The organism is Kineosporia succinea, assembly GCF_030811555.1.
Classification (GTDB): domain Bacteria; phylum Actinomycetota; class Actinomycetes; order Actinomycetales; family Kineosporiaceae; genus Kineosporia; species Kineosporia succinea.
Map to the genome: position 1 here is coordinate 1,128,660 of NZ_JAUSQZ010000001.1, position 16,375 is coordinate 1,145,034.

20 protein-coding genes and 1 riboswitch are annotated in these 16,375 nt (G+C 70.1%); of the genes, 4 read left to right on the plus strand and 16 right to left on the minus strand.

Annotation, left to right across the window (positions count from 1 at the left end; genetic code table 11):
• Positions 1–32: 32 nt before the first annotated feature.
• The 10 genes from J2S57_RS05065 to J2S57_RS05110 all read right to left on the minus strand — a co-directional run bounded on the left by J2S57_RS05065 (position 33) and on the right by J2S57_RS05110 (position 4,596).
• Positions 33–1,028, minus strand: a complete 996-nt coding sequence (locus J2S57_RS05065) for a hypothetical protein (protein WP_307238860.1) — start codon at positions 1,026–1,028, stop codon at positions 33–35.
• Complete coding sequence (locus J2S57_RS05070; protein ID WP_307238862.1) at positions 1,028–1,486, minus strand: hypothetical protein; 459 nt, start codon at positions 1,484–1,486, stop codon at positions 1,028–1,030. Before J2S57_RS05070 ends, J2S57_RS05065 begins: the two co-directional genes overlap by 1 nt.
• Positions 1,487–1,616: 130 nt before the next feature.
• Complete coding sequence (locus tag J2S57_RS05075; protein ID WP_307238864.1) at positions 1,617–1,826, minus strand: hypothetical protein; 210 nt, start codon at positions 1,824–1,826, stop codon at positions 1,617–1,619.
• Positions 1,804–2,568 carry a hypothetical protein gene (locus J2S57_RS05080; RefSeq protein ID WP_307238866.1) on the minus strand — a complete coding sequence of 255 codons (765 nt, stop codon included), beginning with the start codon at positions 2,566–2,568 and terminating at the stop codon, positions 1,804–1,806. Before J2S57_RS05080 ends, J2S57_RS05075 begins: the two co-directional genes overlap by 23 nt.
• A 3-nt stretch (positions 2,569–2,571) precedes the next feature.
• Entirely contained in the window at positions 2,572–2,775 is a 204-nt protein-coding gene (locus J2S57_RS05085) for a hypothetical protein (RefSeq protein ID WP_307238868.1), read from the minus strand.
• 53 nt (positions 2,776–2,828) lie between these two features.
• Entirely contained in the window at positions 2,829–3,212 is a 384-nt protein-coding gene (locus J2S57_RS05090) for a hypothetical protein (RefSeq protein ID WP_307238870.1), read from the minus strand.
• Positions 3,213–3,510: 298 nt separating this feature from the next.
• Positions 3,511–3,873, minus strand: a complete 363-nt coding sequence (locus J2S57_RS05095; RefSeq protein WP_307238872.1) for a hypothetical protein — start codon at positions 3,871–3,873, stop codon at positions 3,511–3,513.
• Positions 3,870–4,202 carry a hypothetical protein gene (locus J2S57_RS05100; RefSeq protein WP_307238874.1) on the minus strand — a complete coding sequence of 111 codons (333 nt, stop codon included), beginning with the start codon at positions 4,200–4,202 and terminating at the stop codon, positions 3,870–3,872. The genes J2S57_RS05095 and J2S57_RS05100 overlap by 4 nt, the downstream gene beginning before the upstream one ends.
• A 2-nt stretch (positions 4,203–4,204) precedes the next feature.
• Complete coding sequence (locus tag J2S57_RS05105; protein ID WP_307238875.1) at positions 4,205–4,423, minus strand: hypothetical protein; 219 nt, start codon at positions 4,421–4,423, stop codon at positions 4,205–4,207.
• Positions 4,420–4,596: a MerR family transcriptional regulator gene (locus J2S57_RS05110; protein ID WP_307238877.1), complete on the minus strand. Its 177-nt coding sequence runs from the start codon at positions 4,594–4,596 to the stop codon at positions 4,420–4,422. Before J2S57_RS05110 ends, J2S57_RS05105 begins: the two co-directional genes overlap by 4 nt.
• Before the next feature lie 112 nt (positions 4,597–4,708).
• On the opposite strand from J2S57_RS05110, the gene J2S57_RS05115 reads away from it, so the two are divergent.
• Complete coding sequence (locus tag J2S57_RS05115; protein ID WP_307238879.1) at positions 4,709–5,074, plus strand: GntR family transcriptional regulator; 366 nt, start codon at positions 4,709–4,711, stop codon at positions 5,072–5,074.
• 434 nt (positions 5,075–5,508) lie between these two features.
• Positions 5,509–5,624: riboswitch (SAM riboswitch) on the plus strand.
• 37 nt (positions 5,625–5,661) lie between these two features.
• Positions 5,662–7,146 carry an aminotransferase class V-fold PLP-dependent enzyme gene (locus tag J2S57_RS05120; protein ID WP_307238881.1) on the plus strand — a complete coding sequence of 495 codons (1,485 nt, stop codon included), beginning with the start codon at positions 5,662–5,664 and terminating at the stop codon, positions 7,144–7,146.
• Between the two features lie 70 nt (positions 7,147–7,216).
• Here the strand turns inward: J2S57_RS05120 and J2S57_RS05125 are convergent, their stop codons facing one another.
• The 4 genes from J2S57_RS05125 to J2S57_RS05140 all read right to left on the minus strand — a co-directional run bounded on the left by J2S57_RS05125 (position 7,217) and on the right by J2S57_RS05140 (position 13,184).
• A complete protein-coding gene (locus J2S57_RS05125; RefSeq protein ID WP_307238883.1) occupies positions 7,217–9,562 on the minus strand; it encodes a putative bifunctional diguanylate cyclase/phosphodiesterase in 2,346 nt (781 codons plus the stop codon).
• Between the two features lie 163 nt (positions 9,563–9,725).
• Positions 9,726–11,228: a molybdopterin-dependent oxidoreductase gene (locus J2S57_RS05130; protein WP_307238885.1), complete on the minus strand. Its 1,503-nt coding sequence runs from the start codon at positions 11,226–11,228 to the stop codon at positions 9,726–9,728.
• A gap of 41 nt (positions 11,229–11,269) precedes the next feature.
• On the minus strand, positions 11,270–11,938 hold the full coding sequence (locus tag J2S57_RS05135) for a response regulator transcription factor (RefSeq protein WP_307238887.1): 669 nt from the start codon (positions 11,936–11,938) through the stop codon (positions 11,270–11,272).
• Positions 11,939–11,960: 22 nt separating this feature from the next.
• Entirely contained in the window at positions 11,961–13,184 is a 1,224-nt protein-coding gene (locus J2S57_RS05140; protein ID WP_307238889.1) for a sensor histidine kinase, read from the minus strand.
• Positions 13,185–13,371: 187 nt separating this feature from the next.
• Between J2S57_RS05140 and J2S57_RS05145 the strand changes: the two genes are divergently transcribed.
• Entirely contained in the window at positions 13,372–13,899 is a 528-nt protein-coding gene (locus J2S57_RS05145) for a phospholipase A2 family protein (protein WP_307238891.1), read from the plus strand.
• Positions 13,896–15,011 (plus strand): alpha/beta-hydrolase family protein, encoded by a 1,116-nt coding sequence (locus J2S57_RS05150; protein ID WP_307238893.1) that lies wholly within the window; start codon positions 13,896–13,898, stop codon positions 15,009–15,011. The genes J2S57_RS05145 and J2S57_RS05150 overlap by 4 nt, the downstream gene beginning before the upstream one ends.
• A 14-nt stretch (positions 15,012–15,025) precedes the next feature.
• Here J2S57_RS05150 and rdgB read toward each other — a convergent pair whose 3' ends face one another.
• Positions 15,026–15,634 carry an RdgB/HAM1 family non-canonical purine NTP pyrophosphatase gene (gene rdgB / locus J2S57_RS05155; RefSeq protein WP_307238895.1) on the minus strand — a complete coding sequence of 203 codons (609 nt, stop codon included), beginning with the start codon at positions 15,632–15,634 and terminating at the stop codon, positions 15,026–15,028.
• Positions 15,631–16,374 carry a ribonuclease PH gene (gene rph / locus J2S57_RS05160; RefSeq protein WP_307238897.1) on the minus strand — a complete coding sequence of 248 codons (744 nt, stop codon included), beginning with the start codon at positions 16,372–16,374 and terminating at the stop codon, positions 15,631–15,633. Before rph ends, rdgB begins: the two co-directional genes overlap by 4 nt.
• Between the last annotated feature and the right edge of the window lies 1 nt (position 16,375).

Sequence of the window (16,375 nt, forward strand, 5' to 3'; positions counted from 1 at the left end):
GAGCCGTAGCCGTCCCTTCTATGGGCGCGGGTTCAGGCAGCCAGGTGCGGCTGCATTTCCTTGGCGTTGTCGATGCGGGTCACTTCAGCGCGCTGCTGGGCGGCCTTGACCTCGCGGTGCGCGGCAGCGATCGCCTCGTGCAGCGGGGTGAGGATCTTCTCCAGCTGGGCGGCCTGCTCCTGGACGGCGACGAGCAGCGGCTGGACTCGCTCACCGGGGTCGTAGCCGCACGCTTCGATCATGCCGACGCTCAGCGCCAGTTCCTTGTCGAGCGTCGCGGTCATCTCTTCGACCGCCTCGTTGCGGGCGGACAGGAACCGCAGCAGCGCGTCGGTGTTGGCGATCTCGGGGGTGCTGGACTTGATGGTCACGGCTTTGGCCTCCTCAGGCGTCGGGGTGCTGTTCGGGCTTGCGCCGTTCTCCGGCGGGGTACTGCTCGATGCGTTCTGTTTCTCCTGGGTGGACTGCTGGTCGGGTGTCCCCCAGGGCTGGCCCGGCTGACCGGTGTTCGGCTCGGCCGGTTCGTTCACTCCTCCCTTGTTCTGCTGTTGGCGGTGGGCACGGATGCGATCGACGAGGTCGGTCAGCCATTGGTGGAGGGGGCCGCGAACACCCGCTTCGCGTGACTGTCGGTGACGTTCGGAGCCTTCGCTCCAGCCCTGGGCGAAGCCCGAGACGGTGCCGTAGAGACCGAGGAAGACGATCAGGAGAAGGCCACCGCCGAATGCTCCGGCGACCGACTGATCGGGGTTCGAACTCGATACGGAACGGGCTGGAGCAGCCTTACTGGAAGTCCCCGTGGGAGCCGCTCCCCCGCTACCTCGGATGGCCGCCGGGCCGGTTCGTGGGGCCGATGCGGGACTTCGCGTGGCAGCCGATCGGACCTGGCGATCCATCTGGCCAGCCGACTGGCGAGCCAGTCCCCAACCCGATCGGCCACTCGTGACGACAGCCGATCGAGCAGCCGTGGCGACCCGATCGCCGGAGCCGACCAACCAGATCGAGAGGAAGAGCAATCCGATGAGCATCAGCTGAACCACCCATCCGTGAACTCGACCGAGAACTGGGTGGCGTTGTCGGCGACCGTCTTCAACCCATCCGGGATGTCGCCTCGGATGGGTACCGATGTCGAGAGGGAGGGCACCAGGAACATGGCGACGATGAGCATCGTGGAGGCCGAGTACGCCATCCACTCGTCGGGAACTCCGGCCGCCAGCCCGGCCACGATGATCAACATGAAGCCCACGGCGAGACCGAGGCCGATGATCGGGGTGCTGGATACGAGCTTCTCGATCAGGTCGCCGATCCACGTCTTCGTGGCCCACGACCCGGAGGTCAACATGAGTGCTCCGGAGAAGAGTGCGGCTCCCCAGATGAGCCACCCACTGGCCTTGCCGGGCAGAGCCACAAGAGCGCCGACGAACATCTGCACGACGCCGGCGAAGATCGCGAAGCAGATCAGCGGGTACCAGACCTCGGTGCGCACCAGGAACTCCTTTCGTCATAGTTCGGGCGTTTTGTGGTGGGAGGAGGAGGCCCCTGCGCGTATGGGGGGAGGCAGTTCCTCCTCCCACCTCCTCTTCCCTGTACCGAGCCGCGAATCTGGGGCTCGGAACTCAGGCGAGGGCGGTGGCGACCGTGATCCAGCCGTTCCTGGTGTCGATCTCCAGGAGGAATCCGCGAGGCGAGTACGGCCGTCGGAGCCTGATCTGGTCGGCCAGCAGACGCTGACACTGGTCGAGGTCATCCGGGTCGGCGGCGTTCTGGAACGGGGCCACGAGGACCCTGTTCTTGATCACCGAGTCACGGATTCTGTACTTCGGCACGTGCTGACTCCTCGGTCTTGAGTTCGTCTCGGAGCTTGCGGGCCTTGGGGAGTCCGACCCCCAGGGCCTTGGCGATGGGCTCCGCCGCCGGAGCGTCGGGCAGGACGCCGTCCTTGATCAGCTTCGCCAGCTCGATTCGGAGGTCATCCAGAGACCGGCTCCGACCGGATGGCTCGGCTGGGTCTTCGGATGGGTACTCAGCTGGGTTCCCGAATGGGTCCGGGATGGGTACCCGATCGAGTTCGGATGGGTTGGTCGGTCGGGTAGCCGAACGGGTCACGGATGGCTCGGCCTTTGGCTTGGCTGGCCGCTTCGGCTTGGGCTCCGGTTCGGTCTCGACGATCAGGACCATCCCGAGGAAGAAGACCGGGGGCACCAGGTACAGGCCGTACGTGACCGCCTGTAGCCAGCCCGGACGGCTCGGGTCCTCGCTGACATTCAGCTGCGCCGCTGCCAGGTTGATGCCGACCATCGCGATGGCGGCAGCCGTCATGACAGCGATGCACAGGGCCTTCAACGGCCCCTTGCGACCGGGTAGCTTCGATGCCGCGAAAACACCCGACGCCTCCAACGTGCCGATCACCGAGAGTGACCCGACGACGTTCAGGTGGACGCGAGTCGCAACCTCCCAGGCATGCGTTGCGGCCGCAGCGAACAGCAGCCCCGCGACCCCCCAGACAAGGAGCAGCCTGGCCGCCCGAGCACCCAGCTCGGCGATGAAGTCGATGACCCGCTCGGGCACGCTCTACCTCCTTCCCGGCCAGGGTTCGGTGGGCGGCATGGGCACGTCATCCGGGAGCTGGACCGAATCGACCTGCGTGTAGGTCGATTCGACGTCGTCTTCCCTCAGGCTGTGAACCCAGGTGCCGACGATCGCGCAGTCCACGAGGATCAGGGCCACAGTCACTGGGGTTCCCCACCAGTGCCGCCGCGGTGCGGGTTGCAGCATGAGTCCTCCTTTTGGCATGGGGGTAGCCACGAATGGCGTGCAGGTGGGTTGGGTCAGGCGGCGATCGACGGGTCGAGCTGCTCCGCCTCGGCGCGCGTCAGGTCTTCGACGCAGCTGATCTTCACGGGGTGCTCGCGACGTCTCATCGTCAGCTGCCCCTTGGCGGTGATCCAGTGCATGAACAGGTTCTCGTCGTACATGCGGGCGGCCACGCGTCCGCTCCAGGCGACCTCGCCAGGGATCAGGGCATCCACCAGGCGACGGCCGAAGTTGTGGTCCCGCATCTGGAGGTATACCTCACCGCTGGCGTCGATCGACACGGTGGTCAGTGGGTCGTCGTCCGCTCCCATCAGGTCTTCCATCGCGGCCAGGACCCGCACCAGGACAATGCTCAGTTCGGTGGGAGTTGGCCTCCTCAGCTGGTTGTCGTCATTCACGCCGCAGCACTCTCCTGTCGGTGCTCGTGCGGGCAACGAGTCCCAACGGCCGGCGTGGGCCTGGCGTCGCAGAGAGGCCTTCCTCCGCCGCTGCACTCGATCTGACTCTCCTCGTAGGTGACCCAGCGATGCGCACGGAACACCAGGTGGTCGCCATCGGGAACAAGGCCCACCTGCTTGGTCCTGCCGCAGTTCGGGCAGGGGAACGTCGCTTTCGCAGCCTTCCCCCGACCGACCCACGTCGACTTCGGCACCGGGACGTGAACTGGTTCGTCGAACAGCGGGACATCTTCGAAGCTCACGCTGCCACCGCCTCCGGCAGGGCCCGGAAGACGATCTCAATGCCACCCACCGGAATGGTCAGCTCAGTCCACGGCTCGTCGACTCCACCCAGAAGACAGACCGCGCGGAGGATCTCGGTCTTATCGGCGCTCAGCTGCGCTCCGTCGAGACCGTCCCAGAGCTGGCGCCAGTCGATCTCCAGGTGCTTGCGGTGCATCGCGTCGCGGGAGACCACGATGGCGTCCTGGACGATGGGCAGGCCGAGGAGTTCGCCGCCGCAGTAGTCGGTGAGCACGTCCACGGCCCACCACTCGTTGCAGGGCCACGCCTTCCGCTCGGCCGTCCGGTAGAGGCAGTCGATCAGCGACTTCACGGTCATGACTGCGCCTCCTCCCGACGCGTCGCTCCCTCTCCAGCGGCCTCGGCCTGGTGGACGAGGGTTTCGGTGATCGCTGGGTCCGACGGTGCGGGCAGCGGGTTCGCCAGTCGGTAGCGCCGCTCGGCCGCGATCTCATCGTGGCCCCGGTTGGCGACACTGAGACCCCAGTACAGGAGCCCCGCGCCCGCCGGGATGCCGATCAGCATCAGCCAGCCGCTGTGGAAAGCGATGTAGATGAGGGCGACGCCGGCGAAGGCCAGGAGCGCCCCGGTGCCGACCAGGCGGTGCTGCGGGCTGACCTCACGGGCCTGGGTGAAAAGACGCTTCACTGTTACTCCTTCGGGAAGACCAGGAAGTGGCAGAGCCATTTGCCCGTGGGCAGTCCGGCGGGGATGTGGCTGGGGTCGGGGACGATGTCGAAGTTCTCGTGCCCCAGTTCGCCCACTACGGCGATCGCGGCCAGAAGTCGGGCCACCAGCAAGCTTTCGCCGATCCTGGAGATCGTGAAGATCGGTCGACGCTCTTTGGTTTCGACGGTCGCGGCACTCACGCTGCGACCTGATCGGCGTACGGGTCGCCAGCAACGAGCGCGGCAACGGCGGCGTCGCAGACGTTCCAGGGGCCGCGCAGCTTGCGGCTGGCGGGGAGCTGGCCGGAGTAGATCCAGCGCAACACCGTGGATTCGTCGCGCCCGACCGCTCTGGCGACATCGGGGACCTGCATCGGCTGCACCTCCTGATCTTCATGTAAGTCCTGCACTTCTTTAAGCACACAGTACATACATGAAGATGGAAGAGGCAACCCATTCCTGCGACCATGTACCGCAGGTGCATATATGCAGGAGGAGCGAGTGGCGGGAAAGAACGATGTGGCGGAGACGATCCGACAGGGGATCGTCGACGGGGAGCTGAAGCCGGGGCAGTCCATCGGCTCCATCGACGCGACCGCACAGAAGTACGAAGCGAGCGTCGGCGCCACTCGGCTCGCCTTCCAGGAACTGGTGCAACAGGGCTACCTGGTGGCGCGCGGACGGGCTGGGCACTTCGTCGCGGACACGATCCCCGACGATCCCGTAGCTGCGCTTCCGCGCCGGTTGTCGACCGATCGACTGGAGTCGATCGAGGAGAAGCTCGACGACGCCCTCCCCTTACTCCAGGACATCATCAAGCGACTGGACCGCTTGGAGCGTCGCCAGAAGTAGCGCCCGCAGGGGAAGCCAGGAGCACCCCGTCCACCCATTGCCGAGGCAATACGCTGGCCTCCTGAAAGGGCTCAAACTGGGCTCGAAACGGAGATAAAGCGCATGATCAGGCGGCAGCAGAAGCTGCCTGACCTGCACGAACGGCGTCTGCACAGGTGGACGGGGAGCGAGCTACTCGGGTTCGAGTCCCCCCTCGCGCACCAGCAGTGCTGTATCCCAGCACCGGGCGGCGACACCCGCTGTCACCACCATTTCAACACGAGTGACATGTGCCACAGGCCTTCAATGGCGGACGCTCCGGTCGCCGACCGATTCCCGGCTCACCACAGGCGTTTACGCCCCTCGGGCGAACCCGGGCCCGCCCGCGTCTCGCAGAGCGAGACCTGGGGGATCACCCCTTGAGCGTTTCCAGAACGTCACCTAACGTGGACGCAGGTCATGAGTGCCAGCGCATAGCCCCGGCTTGCTGGCCGGCAACCCTCCTCCGCGGTGGGGTGCTCCGGGTGAAGACCTGGCGGCGGCCGAACCCGGTCCGCTGCAAGCGCGGACCCGGACGGCATCGGGTCCCAGATCCGAGGAGCACCGCCATGTCTGCGTCCACCTTCCGCAACTCCCGCTACCGCCAGACCCAGGGTGTGGCCACCCCGGCCGGCGGCATCGCCACGTACACCTCCCCCGAGGCCGCCCGCGCGAGCGCCCCCGCCCGGCTCCCGATCGGCCCGCTCCTGCCCGTCGTCGGTGGCAACCTGGCCGCGCCGCTGGCCGGTGATGGCACGCCGGGCACGACCGGCCGCACGGCCCGGGCCGTGAACCTCGACTACGCCGCGAGCGCCCCCGCCCTGCAGGCCGTGGCCGATCACGTGGCCGAGGTGCTGCCGTACTACGCCAGCGTGCACCGCGGCGCCGGTTACGCCTCGCAGGTCAGCACGGCGCTGTACGAGAGCGCCCGGCAGACCGTGGGCGCGTTCGTCGGGGCCCGACCGGGCGACCTCACGATCTTCACGCGCAACACCACCGACGCGCTGAACCTGCTGGCCGCCTCGGTCCCGCAAGACGGTCCGGGCGCCGGCGAGGTGATCGTGCTGGACGTCGAGCACCACGCCAACCTGCTGCCCTGGACGAGTGGCGCGCACCGGCTGATCCCGACGGCGGCCACGGTGGCCGAGACGGTCGCGGCGCTGGAGGCCGCGCTGGCCGAGCGGCCGGCGGCGCTGGTCGCGGTGACCGGATGTAGCAACGTGACCGGTGAGATCCTCCCGGTCGCTGAGATCGCCCGCATCGCGCACGCTCACGGCGCCCGCATCGTGGTCGACGGCGCCCAGCTGGTGCCGCACCGCCGCGTCGACATCGCGGCGCTGGACATCGACTACCTGGCCTTCTCGGGCCACAAGCTCTACGCCCCGTTCGGTTCCGGCGTGCTGATCGGTCGCTCCGACTGGCTGGACGTGGCGCCGCCGCACCAGCTCGGGGGTGGCGCGGTGCGCGCGGTCAACGCCGAGGGCCGGGCCACCTGGACCACCGGGGTGGCGCGGCACGAGGGCGGTACCCCCAACGTGCTCGGCGCGGCGGCCCTGGCCGCGGCCTGCCGGGCGATCGCCGAGCTGCCCGAAGGTGCGATCGAGGAGCACGAAGCGGCTCTGTCCGAGCGGCTTCTCGAGGGTCTGGAGTCGATCCCGCAGGTGCGCGTGCTGCGCGCGTGGTCGGACAGCACCGAGCGGGTCGGCGTGGTCGGCTTCACGGTCGAGGGTCACGAGGCCGCCCGGGTCGCCGTGTACCTGTCGGCCGAGCACGGTGTCGGTGTGCGCGACGGCAAGTTCTGCGCGCACCCGCTGCTCAACCGGCTGGGCGTCACGGGTGGCGCGCTGCGCGCCAGCCTCGGCCTGGGCTCGCGCAGCGAAGACGCCGAGCGCCTGGTGCACGCCGTGCGCACCCTGGTCACCGAGGGCGAGAAGCTCAGCTACGAGCAGATCGACGGTGCCTGGACCCCGGTGAACGACGACCGCCCGGCCCCGAGCTGGTCGACGTGGGGCGAGACCAACCCGGTCGACGGCAACTCGGAGTGCGGCTTCTAGGACCTCCGGAAAAGCCCCGGGAACCTCAGTTCCCGGGGCTTTTCCATGCCTGGCCGCCCAGAACCAGAACTCAGGACGACCGCCGCACCGACGACTCCTGCGCCGCCACCGCGACGGCCACCTGGGTCCAGGGCATCGGCCGGCCGTAGAGCCAGCCCTGCCCCCGGTCGGCGGCGACCGCACGGCAGCGCTCGGCCTCGTGCTCCTCCTCGATGCCCTCCATGACCACCCGGATACCCAGGCGGTGGGACATCCGGATCACCCCGTCCACGATCGCGACGGTCTTGGCCTCGGAGTTCAGGCTCTGGGTGAGCGACTTGTCGAACTTCAGCACCTGCACCGGAAGTCGCCGCAGGTAGCCCAGCGCCGAGTACCCGGTGCCGAAGTCGTCGATCGCCAGCTCGACGCCCAGCCCGCGCAGCTCGGCGAGCACGGGGATGGCCGGGTCCCCCTCGTCCACCAGGATGGCCTCGGTGATCTCGACGACGATCCGGTCCGGCGGGATGCCCAGGCGGGTCAGGTGGTGACGCATCAGATCCACGAAACCGGGTGCGCGCAGCTGGATCGGGGACGCGTTGACCGAGACGCTGAGCCCCGCCGAGAACACCCCGGCCTCCGACGCCGAGAGCAGCGTCTCGCTGAGCAGCTGCTCGCCGAGCGCCACGACCATGCCGGTCTGCTCGGCCACCGCGATGAACTCGTCCGGCGGGATCGGGCCGAGTTCCTCGTCGGTCCACCGGGCCAGCGACTCGAAGCTGATCAGCCGGCCGTCGGTGAGGTCGACGATCGGCTGCCCGACCGTGTGCACCGATCCGGCGGCGATGGCCAGGCGCAGCCGTTGTTCCAGGCGCAGCCGGCGTTCGCGGGAGGCGGCGACCGCACCGGTGTAGATCTCCACCGAGTTACGCCCCGACGCCTTGGCGGCGGCGAGCGCGGCCGCCGACTCGGCCAGCCCTTCGATCCGGTTACCGTCCCCGAGAGCCGAGACCGACGCGTCCTCAAGCAGGAGGTCACCGCGCACCAGGCGACCCACCCCGATACTGGCCGACAGGCCAGCGCCGGGACACTCGCGCTCGAGGGCGGCGCCGACCGCACCCCGCACCCGGTCGCCCAGCTGGGAACCGGCCTTGAGGTCGCCGGGGGCCAGGAGCGCGAACTCGTCGGCCCCGATGCGCGCGACCGTGACGTCGGACGAGGCGAACTCGCGCAGGGCGCCCGCCGCGGCGACCAGGAGACGGTCTCCCCCGCTCTGCCCGAGCAGGTCGTTCATCTCCTTGAACCCGTCGATGTCGAGGGTGAGCACGGCCCACGGGGTGGTTCCGTGGCGCAGCTCGGTGATCCGGTCGATCAGGGCCCGGCGGTTGGGCAGGCCGGTGAGCGCGTCGTAGAAGGCCTGGGTGCGCAGCCGTTCGGTGAGGCGCAGACGCAGGTAGGCACTGGTGAGCTCGCGGATCAGGAGCAGCAGGCCGAGACCGGTGAGGAGCAGCACGGTTCCGGGGTCGAGGGCCAGCCCGCGGTGGCGTCCGACCAGCATTCCGGCGACCACCGTCACGGCGGTCAGCAGCACGGTGACCTGGGCAGCCACCACCTCCTGGCGATCACGGACGCTGTCGGAGTCGGCGGTCGGGTTGGAGCGGCGGTAGCGGATCAGGCCGATCGCGACCAGGGGCCAGGCGATCGCCCAGAGCGCCATCGACTGCCAGTGCAGGGCGCGATCGCCGACCGCCGTGCCCGGGTCCAGGAGCATGCCGGTCACGTCGGCGACGGCGTGGAGGACGACGCCCGGGACGGCGGGCCACAGGCGGCAACCGGTGTCGCGCAGGCAGACGAGCAGCACGATGCCGATGATGGCGAGGTCGAAGAAGCAGATCAGGCCGTTGACCACGGCCCCGGCGTCAACGATGTCATCGGGGGCGGAGAGCATCGTGCGCCAGACCAGGAGCGTGAGGCCGGCCGCCAGCAGCAGGGCGTCGAGGCCGAGACGCACGCCGGGCCAGTCGGAACGGGAGCTGCGCGGAGCCCGGATCAGGGCGATTACACCGAGCGGGGCGGCGAGGGCGGAGACGATGTCACCCACGGCCGGGTAGGCGACGGCGCCGTCGAGCAGGTCGGCGCCGATCATCAGCTGGCCGGTGCCCCAGAGCACCACGGCCCAGCCGAGCAGCTGCCGGAACGGCTCCCGCCCGGCCCGGGCGACGACCGCACCGGACAGCACCGCGATCAGGCCGGATCCCCACAGGCCGAAGCTGGGGACCGGCCCCTGAGTCGCCCCGAGCACCGGGCAGATCGCGGCGATGAGGACACCGAACCCGACGAGCAGGCCGAGAACGGTCGTGCGGACGGGAGTCTGGTCACCGGCTGCCGTTCCGTCACCCGTTCGGCCCGCACCCGAACGGCCCACCACCTCTTCTTGCATACGCAACGTATCGGCGGCTTCCAGGTGTGGCCAAAGCGGGCGGGACAGATTCTTGGGGTGAAGCAGGTGTCGATCGGTCGTCGTCGAACGAGTTCACCCTAGCGAGACACGCGCACTCTCAGTGCCTGTTTCAGCGCTTTCAGGCACGAACAATAGCCCAAAGTCACCGAACGGACACGTTGATCTCGTGCCAGCCGGTGGCCCCGTCGGGAGCGGGTGGCGCTTCGTCACCGGTCTGAGTCATGCCGTCACCATCCGTGGCCCGGACCTGGAGCCGGTGCTCGCCGGAGGATGCCTCCCAGGCGAAGTACCACTGGCGCCAGGTGTCCACGCTGTCTTCCGCCGCCAGGGTGGCCGGTTGCCAGGCCCCCTCGTTGACGCGGACCTCCACCGCCGTGATGCCGCGGTGCTGGGCCCAGGCGATCCCCGCGACCGCGACCTTGCCCGCGTCCACCGTCGTGCCGTTCGAGGGGACGTCGATGCGGGAACCCGTCTTGACCGGGCCGCGCTCCGACCAGCCCCGGGGCGTCCAGTAGGCCTCCACCGCGTCGAAGCGGGTGACCTCGAGATCGACGACCCACTTGGTCGCCGAGACGTAGCCGTAGAGACCGGGCACGATCATGCGCACCGGGAAGCCGTGCTCGAGCGGCAGGGGCTCGCCGTTCATGCCGATCGCGAGAATCGCGTCGCGGCCGTCGGTCAGGGTCTCCAGCGGGGTGGACGCGGTCCAGCCGTCGGAGCTCGTGGACAGCACCATGTCGGCGGCCGGCCGGACCCCGGCCCGCTCGAGCAGCGGGGCGACGGGCAGGCCGATCCAGCGGGCGTTGCCGGTCAGGTCGCCGCCGACCTCGTTGGACACGCACATCAGGGTGAGGTCGCGCTCGATCAGGTCGCCCGCGACGAGCTGCGCCCAGGTCAGCGTGACCTCGGAGTCGACGAGGCCGTGGATGCGCAGCTCCCAGTCCTCGGCCTTGAGCAGCGGCACGCTGAGGGCGGTGTCGATGCGGTAGAAGTCGGCGTTCGGGGTGAGGAACGGTTCCATCCCGTCGACGCCGACCTCGACGCCGCTCGGCAGCGCGGGAGCGGGATCGGCGGGAACCGGGAGCTTGATCGCCTCGCGGGACGCGGTGGCCCCGCGCAACCGGGCGCCCAGCCAGTTACCGATGCCGCCGGTGGCGATGCCCACGCCGAGGACGACACCGAGACCCAGGACGGCCCGGCGGTCGTCGGGAGGCCGGCTGCGGTTGGTGCGGATCAGCCGGTCGAGCACGAACATCCCGGCCGCCGCCCCGATCAGGCTGGGCAGGGCCGAAAGAGCAGAGGCTTCGGGACGCGTGGCGGCGGCGAGCGCGGCCAGGGCCCCGAGGGCGAGGACGAGCCAGGTGCCGAGTCGGCCCTTCAGCGCGAGCACGCCCGCGAGAGCGCTGAGGGCGGCGGCGATCAGGTAGGCGACCGTCAGCAGCGCGACCTTGTCGTGGGTGCCGAACGTGCTGACAGCAAAGGTCTTGAGCCAGGCCGGCACGTTGTCGACGACGACGTCGCCCAGGGCGATGATCGGGGCGGCCGACGGGGAGACCAGGCCGGCGACGACCTCGGCCAGGCCCAGGGCGAGGACGCCGGAGGCCAGGCCCGCTCCGGCGGCGATCAGGAGTTGGTTGTTCTTCATCTCAATCTGTGAGCTTGCCCCACATCACTGTGAATCGCAGGTCACTGGGAAGCGCCCGGCCGTACCAGCCCGCTCTCGTAGGCCGTGACCACCGCCTGCGCCCGGTCGCGCAGGTCGAGCTTGGCCAGGATGCGCCCGACGTGCGTTTTCACGGTCTGCTCGCCGAGCACCAGCTGCGTCGCGATCTCGGCGTTGGACAGGCCCCCGGCGATCAGGACGAGGACCTCGGTCTCGCGCGGGGTGAGGGCCTTGAGCTTCAGGGCGGGACGCGTGTCGGGGGCCGGGCGGCGGGCGAACTCTTCGATCAGGCGGCGGGTGACGGTGGGGGCGAGCAGCCCGTCGCCGGCCGCGACGACCCGGACGGCCTGCACCAGGTCGGCGCTGCGGGCGTCTTTCAGGAGGAACCCGCTGGCCCCGGCCCGCAACGCCTCGAACACGTAGTCGTCGAGGTCGAAGGTGGTGAGGATGAGGACCTTCGGGTGCCGGTCACCGGGCAGGGCCATGATGCGGCGCGTGGCCTCGATGCCGTTGAGGTTGGGCATGCGCACGTCCATCAGCACCACGTCGGGCAGCATCGTCTTCACCACGTGCACGGCCTCCAGCCCGTCGGCGGCGGCCCCGACGACCTCGAAGTCGGGCTGGGCGGCGAGCAGCGCGGAGAACCCCTCGCGCACCATCGCCTGGTCGTCGACGACGATGAGCCTGGTCATGGCTGGTCTTTCGGGTCGAGGGTCATGACGGGTCTCCCGGGTCACGGGGCAGGAACAGGCGCACGGCGAAACCGTTTGCGGTGGGCCCGACCTCGAGGGTGCCCCCGGCCGCGGCCGAGCGCTCGCGCATACCGACGATGCCGTGCCCGGTGGTGGGCGCCTGACCCACCACCTCGCCGTCTGTACCGCTCACCACCGACAGTCTGACTCCCTCGGCCGAACCGTGGACCTCCAGGGTCACGGGCTCGCCCCGGGCGTGCCGGGACGCGTTGGCCAGCGCCTCCTGGGCGATCCGGAAACCGGCCAGGGACCGGCCTTCTCGCAGTCCGTCGACGTCACCGTCGATGTGGGCGTCGAGCTGCACCCCGGCCCGGCGGGTGTTCTCGACCAGCTCGCCGAGCAGGTGCAGACCGGGCTGGGGCGCGGCCTCGGCCTCCTTGGTCTCCTGCCACAGCACGTTGAGCAGCGCCCGGGTCTCGGTGAGGGCCTTGCGGGCGGTGCCGGAGATGGAGAGCAGCTCGTCGCGGGCGGCGTCGCCGAGCTCGGGCACCCGGTAGGGCGCGGTCTCGGCCTGCACCACCACCAGCGACATGTGGTGGGCGACGATGTCGTGCAGGTCGCGGGCCAGCTGGGCGCGTTCCTCCAGCACCACGCGGCGGGCCCGTTCCTCCTCGCTCACCTGGGTCTGGGCGCGCAGGTCGCGGCGGGTGCGGCCGAGCCGGCCCGTGAGCACGCCGAGCAGCACGATCGCCCCGAGCGCCACGATCCAGCCGGTGCGCTGCGGCGGCGCCACGCCCCAGGAGAAGAGCGCCGAGGTGAGGATCCAGGCGCCTGCACTGTTGCGCAGCTCGGCGCGGACACCGGTGGCGTAGAGCAGGGCGAAGATGATCAGGCCCTGCACCACCAGCCAGGGCCACTCGTCGCTGCCGGGGTGGCGCGACGGCAGCGAGGCCCCGGTGACGAAGGCGCTGACCACGCTGAACACCAGCGCCGGCAGGGGCCGGGTGAGCACCAGGGCGAACGGCAGCGCGACCACCATCGCGATGAAGAACATCGAGCCCATGCCGGTGGACTCGGTGCGGTAGGTGACCTGGGTGGTGCCGAAGGCGATCCAGAACAGCACGAACGTGATCAGCAGAACCAGCCGCAGCGCCCAGCGCGGCACCGGGCGGCCGTCGGCGGAACCGATCTGGTCGACGACCGGCTCGGTGACCCTGGCCAGAGCCTGGACCGGATGAAGGCGCATGCCCCGACCCTAGGGGCGCACAGGCCGGTGCGGCGTCCCTCTGCGGAGTGACCCGTGAGGGGCCGCATCACCCCTGGGTAGCGGGTGCGATCTCGCTCCCCGGCACGACGATCCCGACCCCACCTCCTTCCTACCTTCACCGCCTGCCCCGCTGCCGGACCGTCCGGCCGCGTGGCCTGGAGGCACGGTGTCGACGCGGATCCTGGCTGTTCTGGCCGGTGTGCTGGTGGTTTTCGCCATCGGCGGGTGGGGGCGGACGGTGGACGTGGTGGGGCCCGGGCAGGCCGGCGCGGCGAACGCGGTGCGCACCTGGGGATCACCGGACGGACCCCTCCCCGTTGACCTGGTGACGCATGCGGGCGGCTGCTCCTCGCCGATCGGCGGTTCGCCGTACGGCTTCACCCCCGCCTGTGTGCGGCACGACGTCGGCTACGACCTCCTGCGGTACGCGGACGACCGGGGGCAACCGCTCGGCGCCTGGGCCCGCCGGGCGGTGGACGCCGAGTTCGCCCGGCAGACACTGGAAGGATGCGACGGGGTGGGCTGCAGAGCGATGGCCCGGGTCTACAGCGGGGCGGTGGCGTTCAACTCCTGGCGTCAGGGGTACGGGGTGCCGCGCCATGAGTCACCGCTGCAGCTGTTCGGGCCGGTGCTGGCCGGGATCGCGGTCACGGGTGGGCTGCTGACGCGCGGCCGGGCGGCGGTGGCCCGATGAGACTCCCCGCCGCGGCGCTGATGCTGGCCCTGGTGCTGCCCCCACGCATGCTCCCCCACCCGCTGGTCGTGGACGTGGCGATCGGGGCGATCGCGCTGCTCATCGGGTACACCGTGGGTGCCTTGCTGGAACGGCTCCCCTGGTCCCGACTGGGCAGCCACCCCCGAACCGGCCTGGCCGCAGCCGTTCTCGGGGCCGGGGCGGTGCGCACCGGATACCGCACCCACCAGGTGCGCGAGGCCGTCGGCCTGCCCGGCAACCCGCTGATGCACACGGCTCTCGCGGTGCTGGGGGCGCTGACGATCGCCGCCGGAGCGGTCGCGATGTCCCGCCTGTCCTGGCGCCGGATCGCGGTCGTGGTGACCGTACCGGCCATCGCCCTGGTCCTGGCCTCGGCGCGCAACACCCCCGACCCGAACGCCAAGATGACCGAATTCCTGGGCGGGGCAACGTCTCCCGGTGCACACCGGGTGTACGTACCGCTCGACGCGGCCACCACGTCCACCATTCGAACCCAGCGGGCCGTGACCGAGACCGAGAAGGCGGGCGGGCTGGACTCGGCGGCGATTCTCGTGGCCGTGCCCACGGGCTCGGGCTGGGTGAACCAGCGGATGACCGGGGCCCTGGAACAGCTCTACGGCGGCGACCTGACGACCGTGGTGGTGCAGTACTCGAAATCGCCCAGCTGGCTGGCCTTTCTGCGCGGAGGCGACGGGGTGCGGGACACCACGTCGGAACTGGTGCGGCGCATGCGGGAGCGGATCGACCGGCTCCCGGCCGGCGAGCGTCCCGAACTGCTCGTCTACGGTGAGAGTCTCGGGGCGTGGGGGCTGTTGCCGGCGGTGTCCGACCCCTCGATGGTGGACGCGGGGTTGCTGGTCGGGGTGCCGAGCGGTCACCAGACCGACGGGACCGGTCTGGTGACGCTCAACCACGACGACGACCCGGTACCCTTGTGGGGCTTGCGTTTTCCGGGTGTGGGGTTCTGGCGCACGACCGCCGACGTGGTGTCATCGGAGAACGTGCCCCTGGGGCACGGCCACCGCTACGACGGACCGGAGACGGTGGACGCGTGGTGCGAGGTGCTGGAGATACCGGCCTGTGTCAGATGACGGCCAACTGACGGTCAGCTGACGAACTGCGACAGGTCGGCCGCGAGCAGCCGGAAGGCCTGGCCCCGGTGGCTGATCGCGTTCTTCTCGGCCGGGCTGATCTCGGCCGAGCTGCGGGTGTTGCCCGCCGGCTCGTCCGGCACCAGGATCGGGTCGTACCCGAAACCGTTGCTGCCCCTCGGTTCCCGCAGCAGACGGCCCGGCATCGAGCCGAACCAGACCTTCTCGGTGCCGTCCGGAAGCGCGAGCGCGGCCGCACAGGCGAAGTGCGCCTGCCGGTGCTCGTCGGGCACGTCGCCGAGCTGGGCGAGCAGGAGCCGCAGGTTGGCCTCGTCGTCACCGTGCCGCCCGGCCCAGCGCGCGCTGAACACCCCCGGCGAACCGCCGAGCACGTCTACGGCCAGGCCGGAGTCGTCGGCGATCGCCGGCAGCTGCGTGGCCTGCGCCACCGCGTGCGCCTTGAGCAGGGCGTTCTCGGCGAACGTGACCCCGGTCTCGACCACGTCGGCGACATCGGGAAACGCGTCCATGCCGAGCAGTTCGGCCTCCACCCCGGCGTCGGCGAGGATCTGCCGCAGCTCGACAACCTTGCCGGCGTTGTGCGTGGCGAGGACCAGCTTCACTTGGCCAGGGCCTTCTGCTGGATCAGCCCGAGCTCGACACAGCCGGCCGCGCCCAGGTCGAGCAGCTGGTCGAGCTCGGCGCGGTCGAAGGGCACCCCCTCGGCCGTGCCCTGCACCTCGACGAACCGGCCGTCACCGGTGCAGACGATGTTCATGTCGGTGCCGGCGTTCACGTCTTCCTCGTAGCAGAGGTCGAGCACCGGCTTGCCCTTGACGATGCCGACGCTGACCGCGGCGACCGAGTCCTTCAGCGGTTTGGCGTTGGCGTTGCGCAGCAGCTTCTTCGCCCGGGCGTTCTCGATCGCGTCGGCCAGCGCCACGTAGGCCCCGGTGATCGCGGCGGTACGGGTGCCGCCGTCGGCCTGGAGCACGTCGCAGTCGAGCACGATGGTGTTCTCGCCGAGCTCCCGGGTGTCGATCACGGCGCGCAGGCTGCGGCCGATCAGGCGGGAGATCTCGTGGGTGCGGCCGCCGATCTTGCCCTTGACCGCCTCCCGGTCGTTGCGGGTGTTCGTGGCCCGCGGCAGCATCGCGTACTCCGCGGTCACCCAGCCCTGGCCACTGCCCTTGCGCCAGCGCGGCACACCCTCGGTGAACGAGGCGGCGCACAGCACCCGGGTGCGGCCGAACTCGACCAGGACACTGCCCTCGGCGTGGTCGAGCCAGTTGCGGGAGATGGTGATGTCGCGCAGCTGATCGCTCGCGCGGCCGTCCACGCGGACGTCGGTGGTGATTGCCATG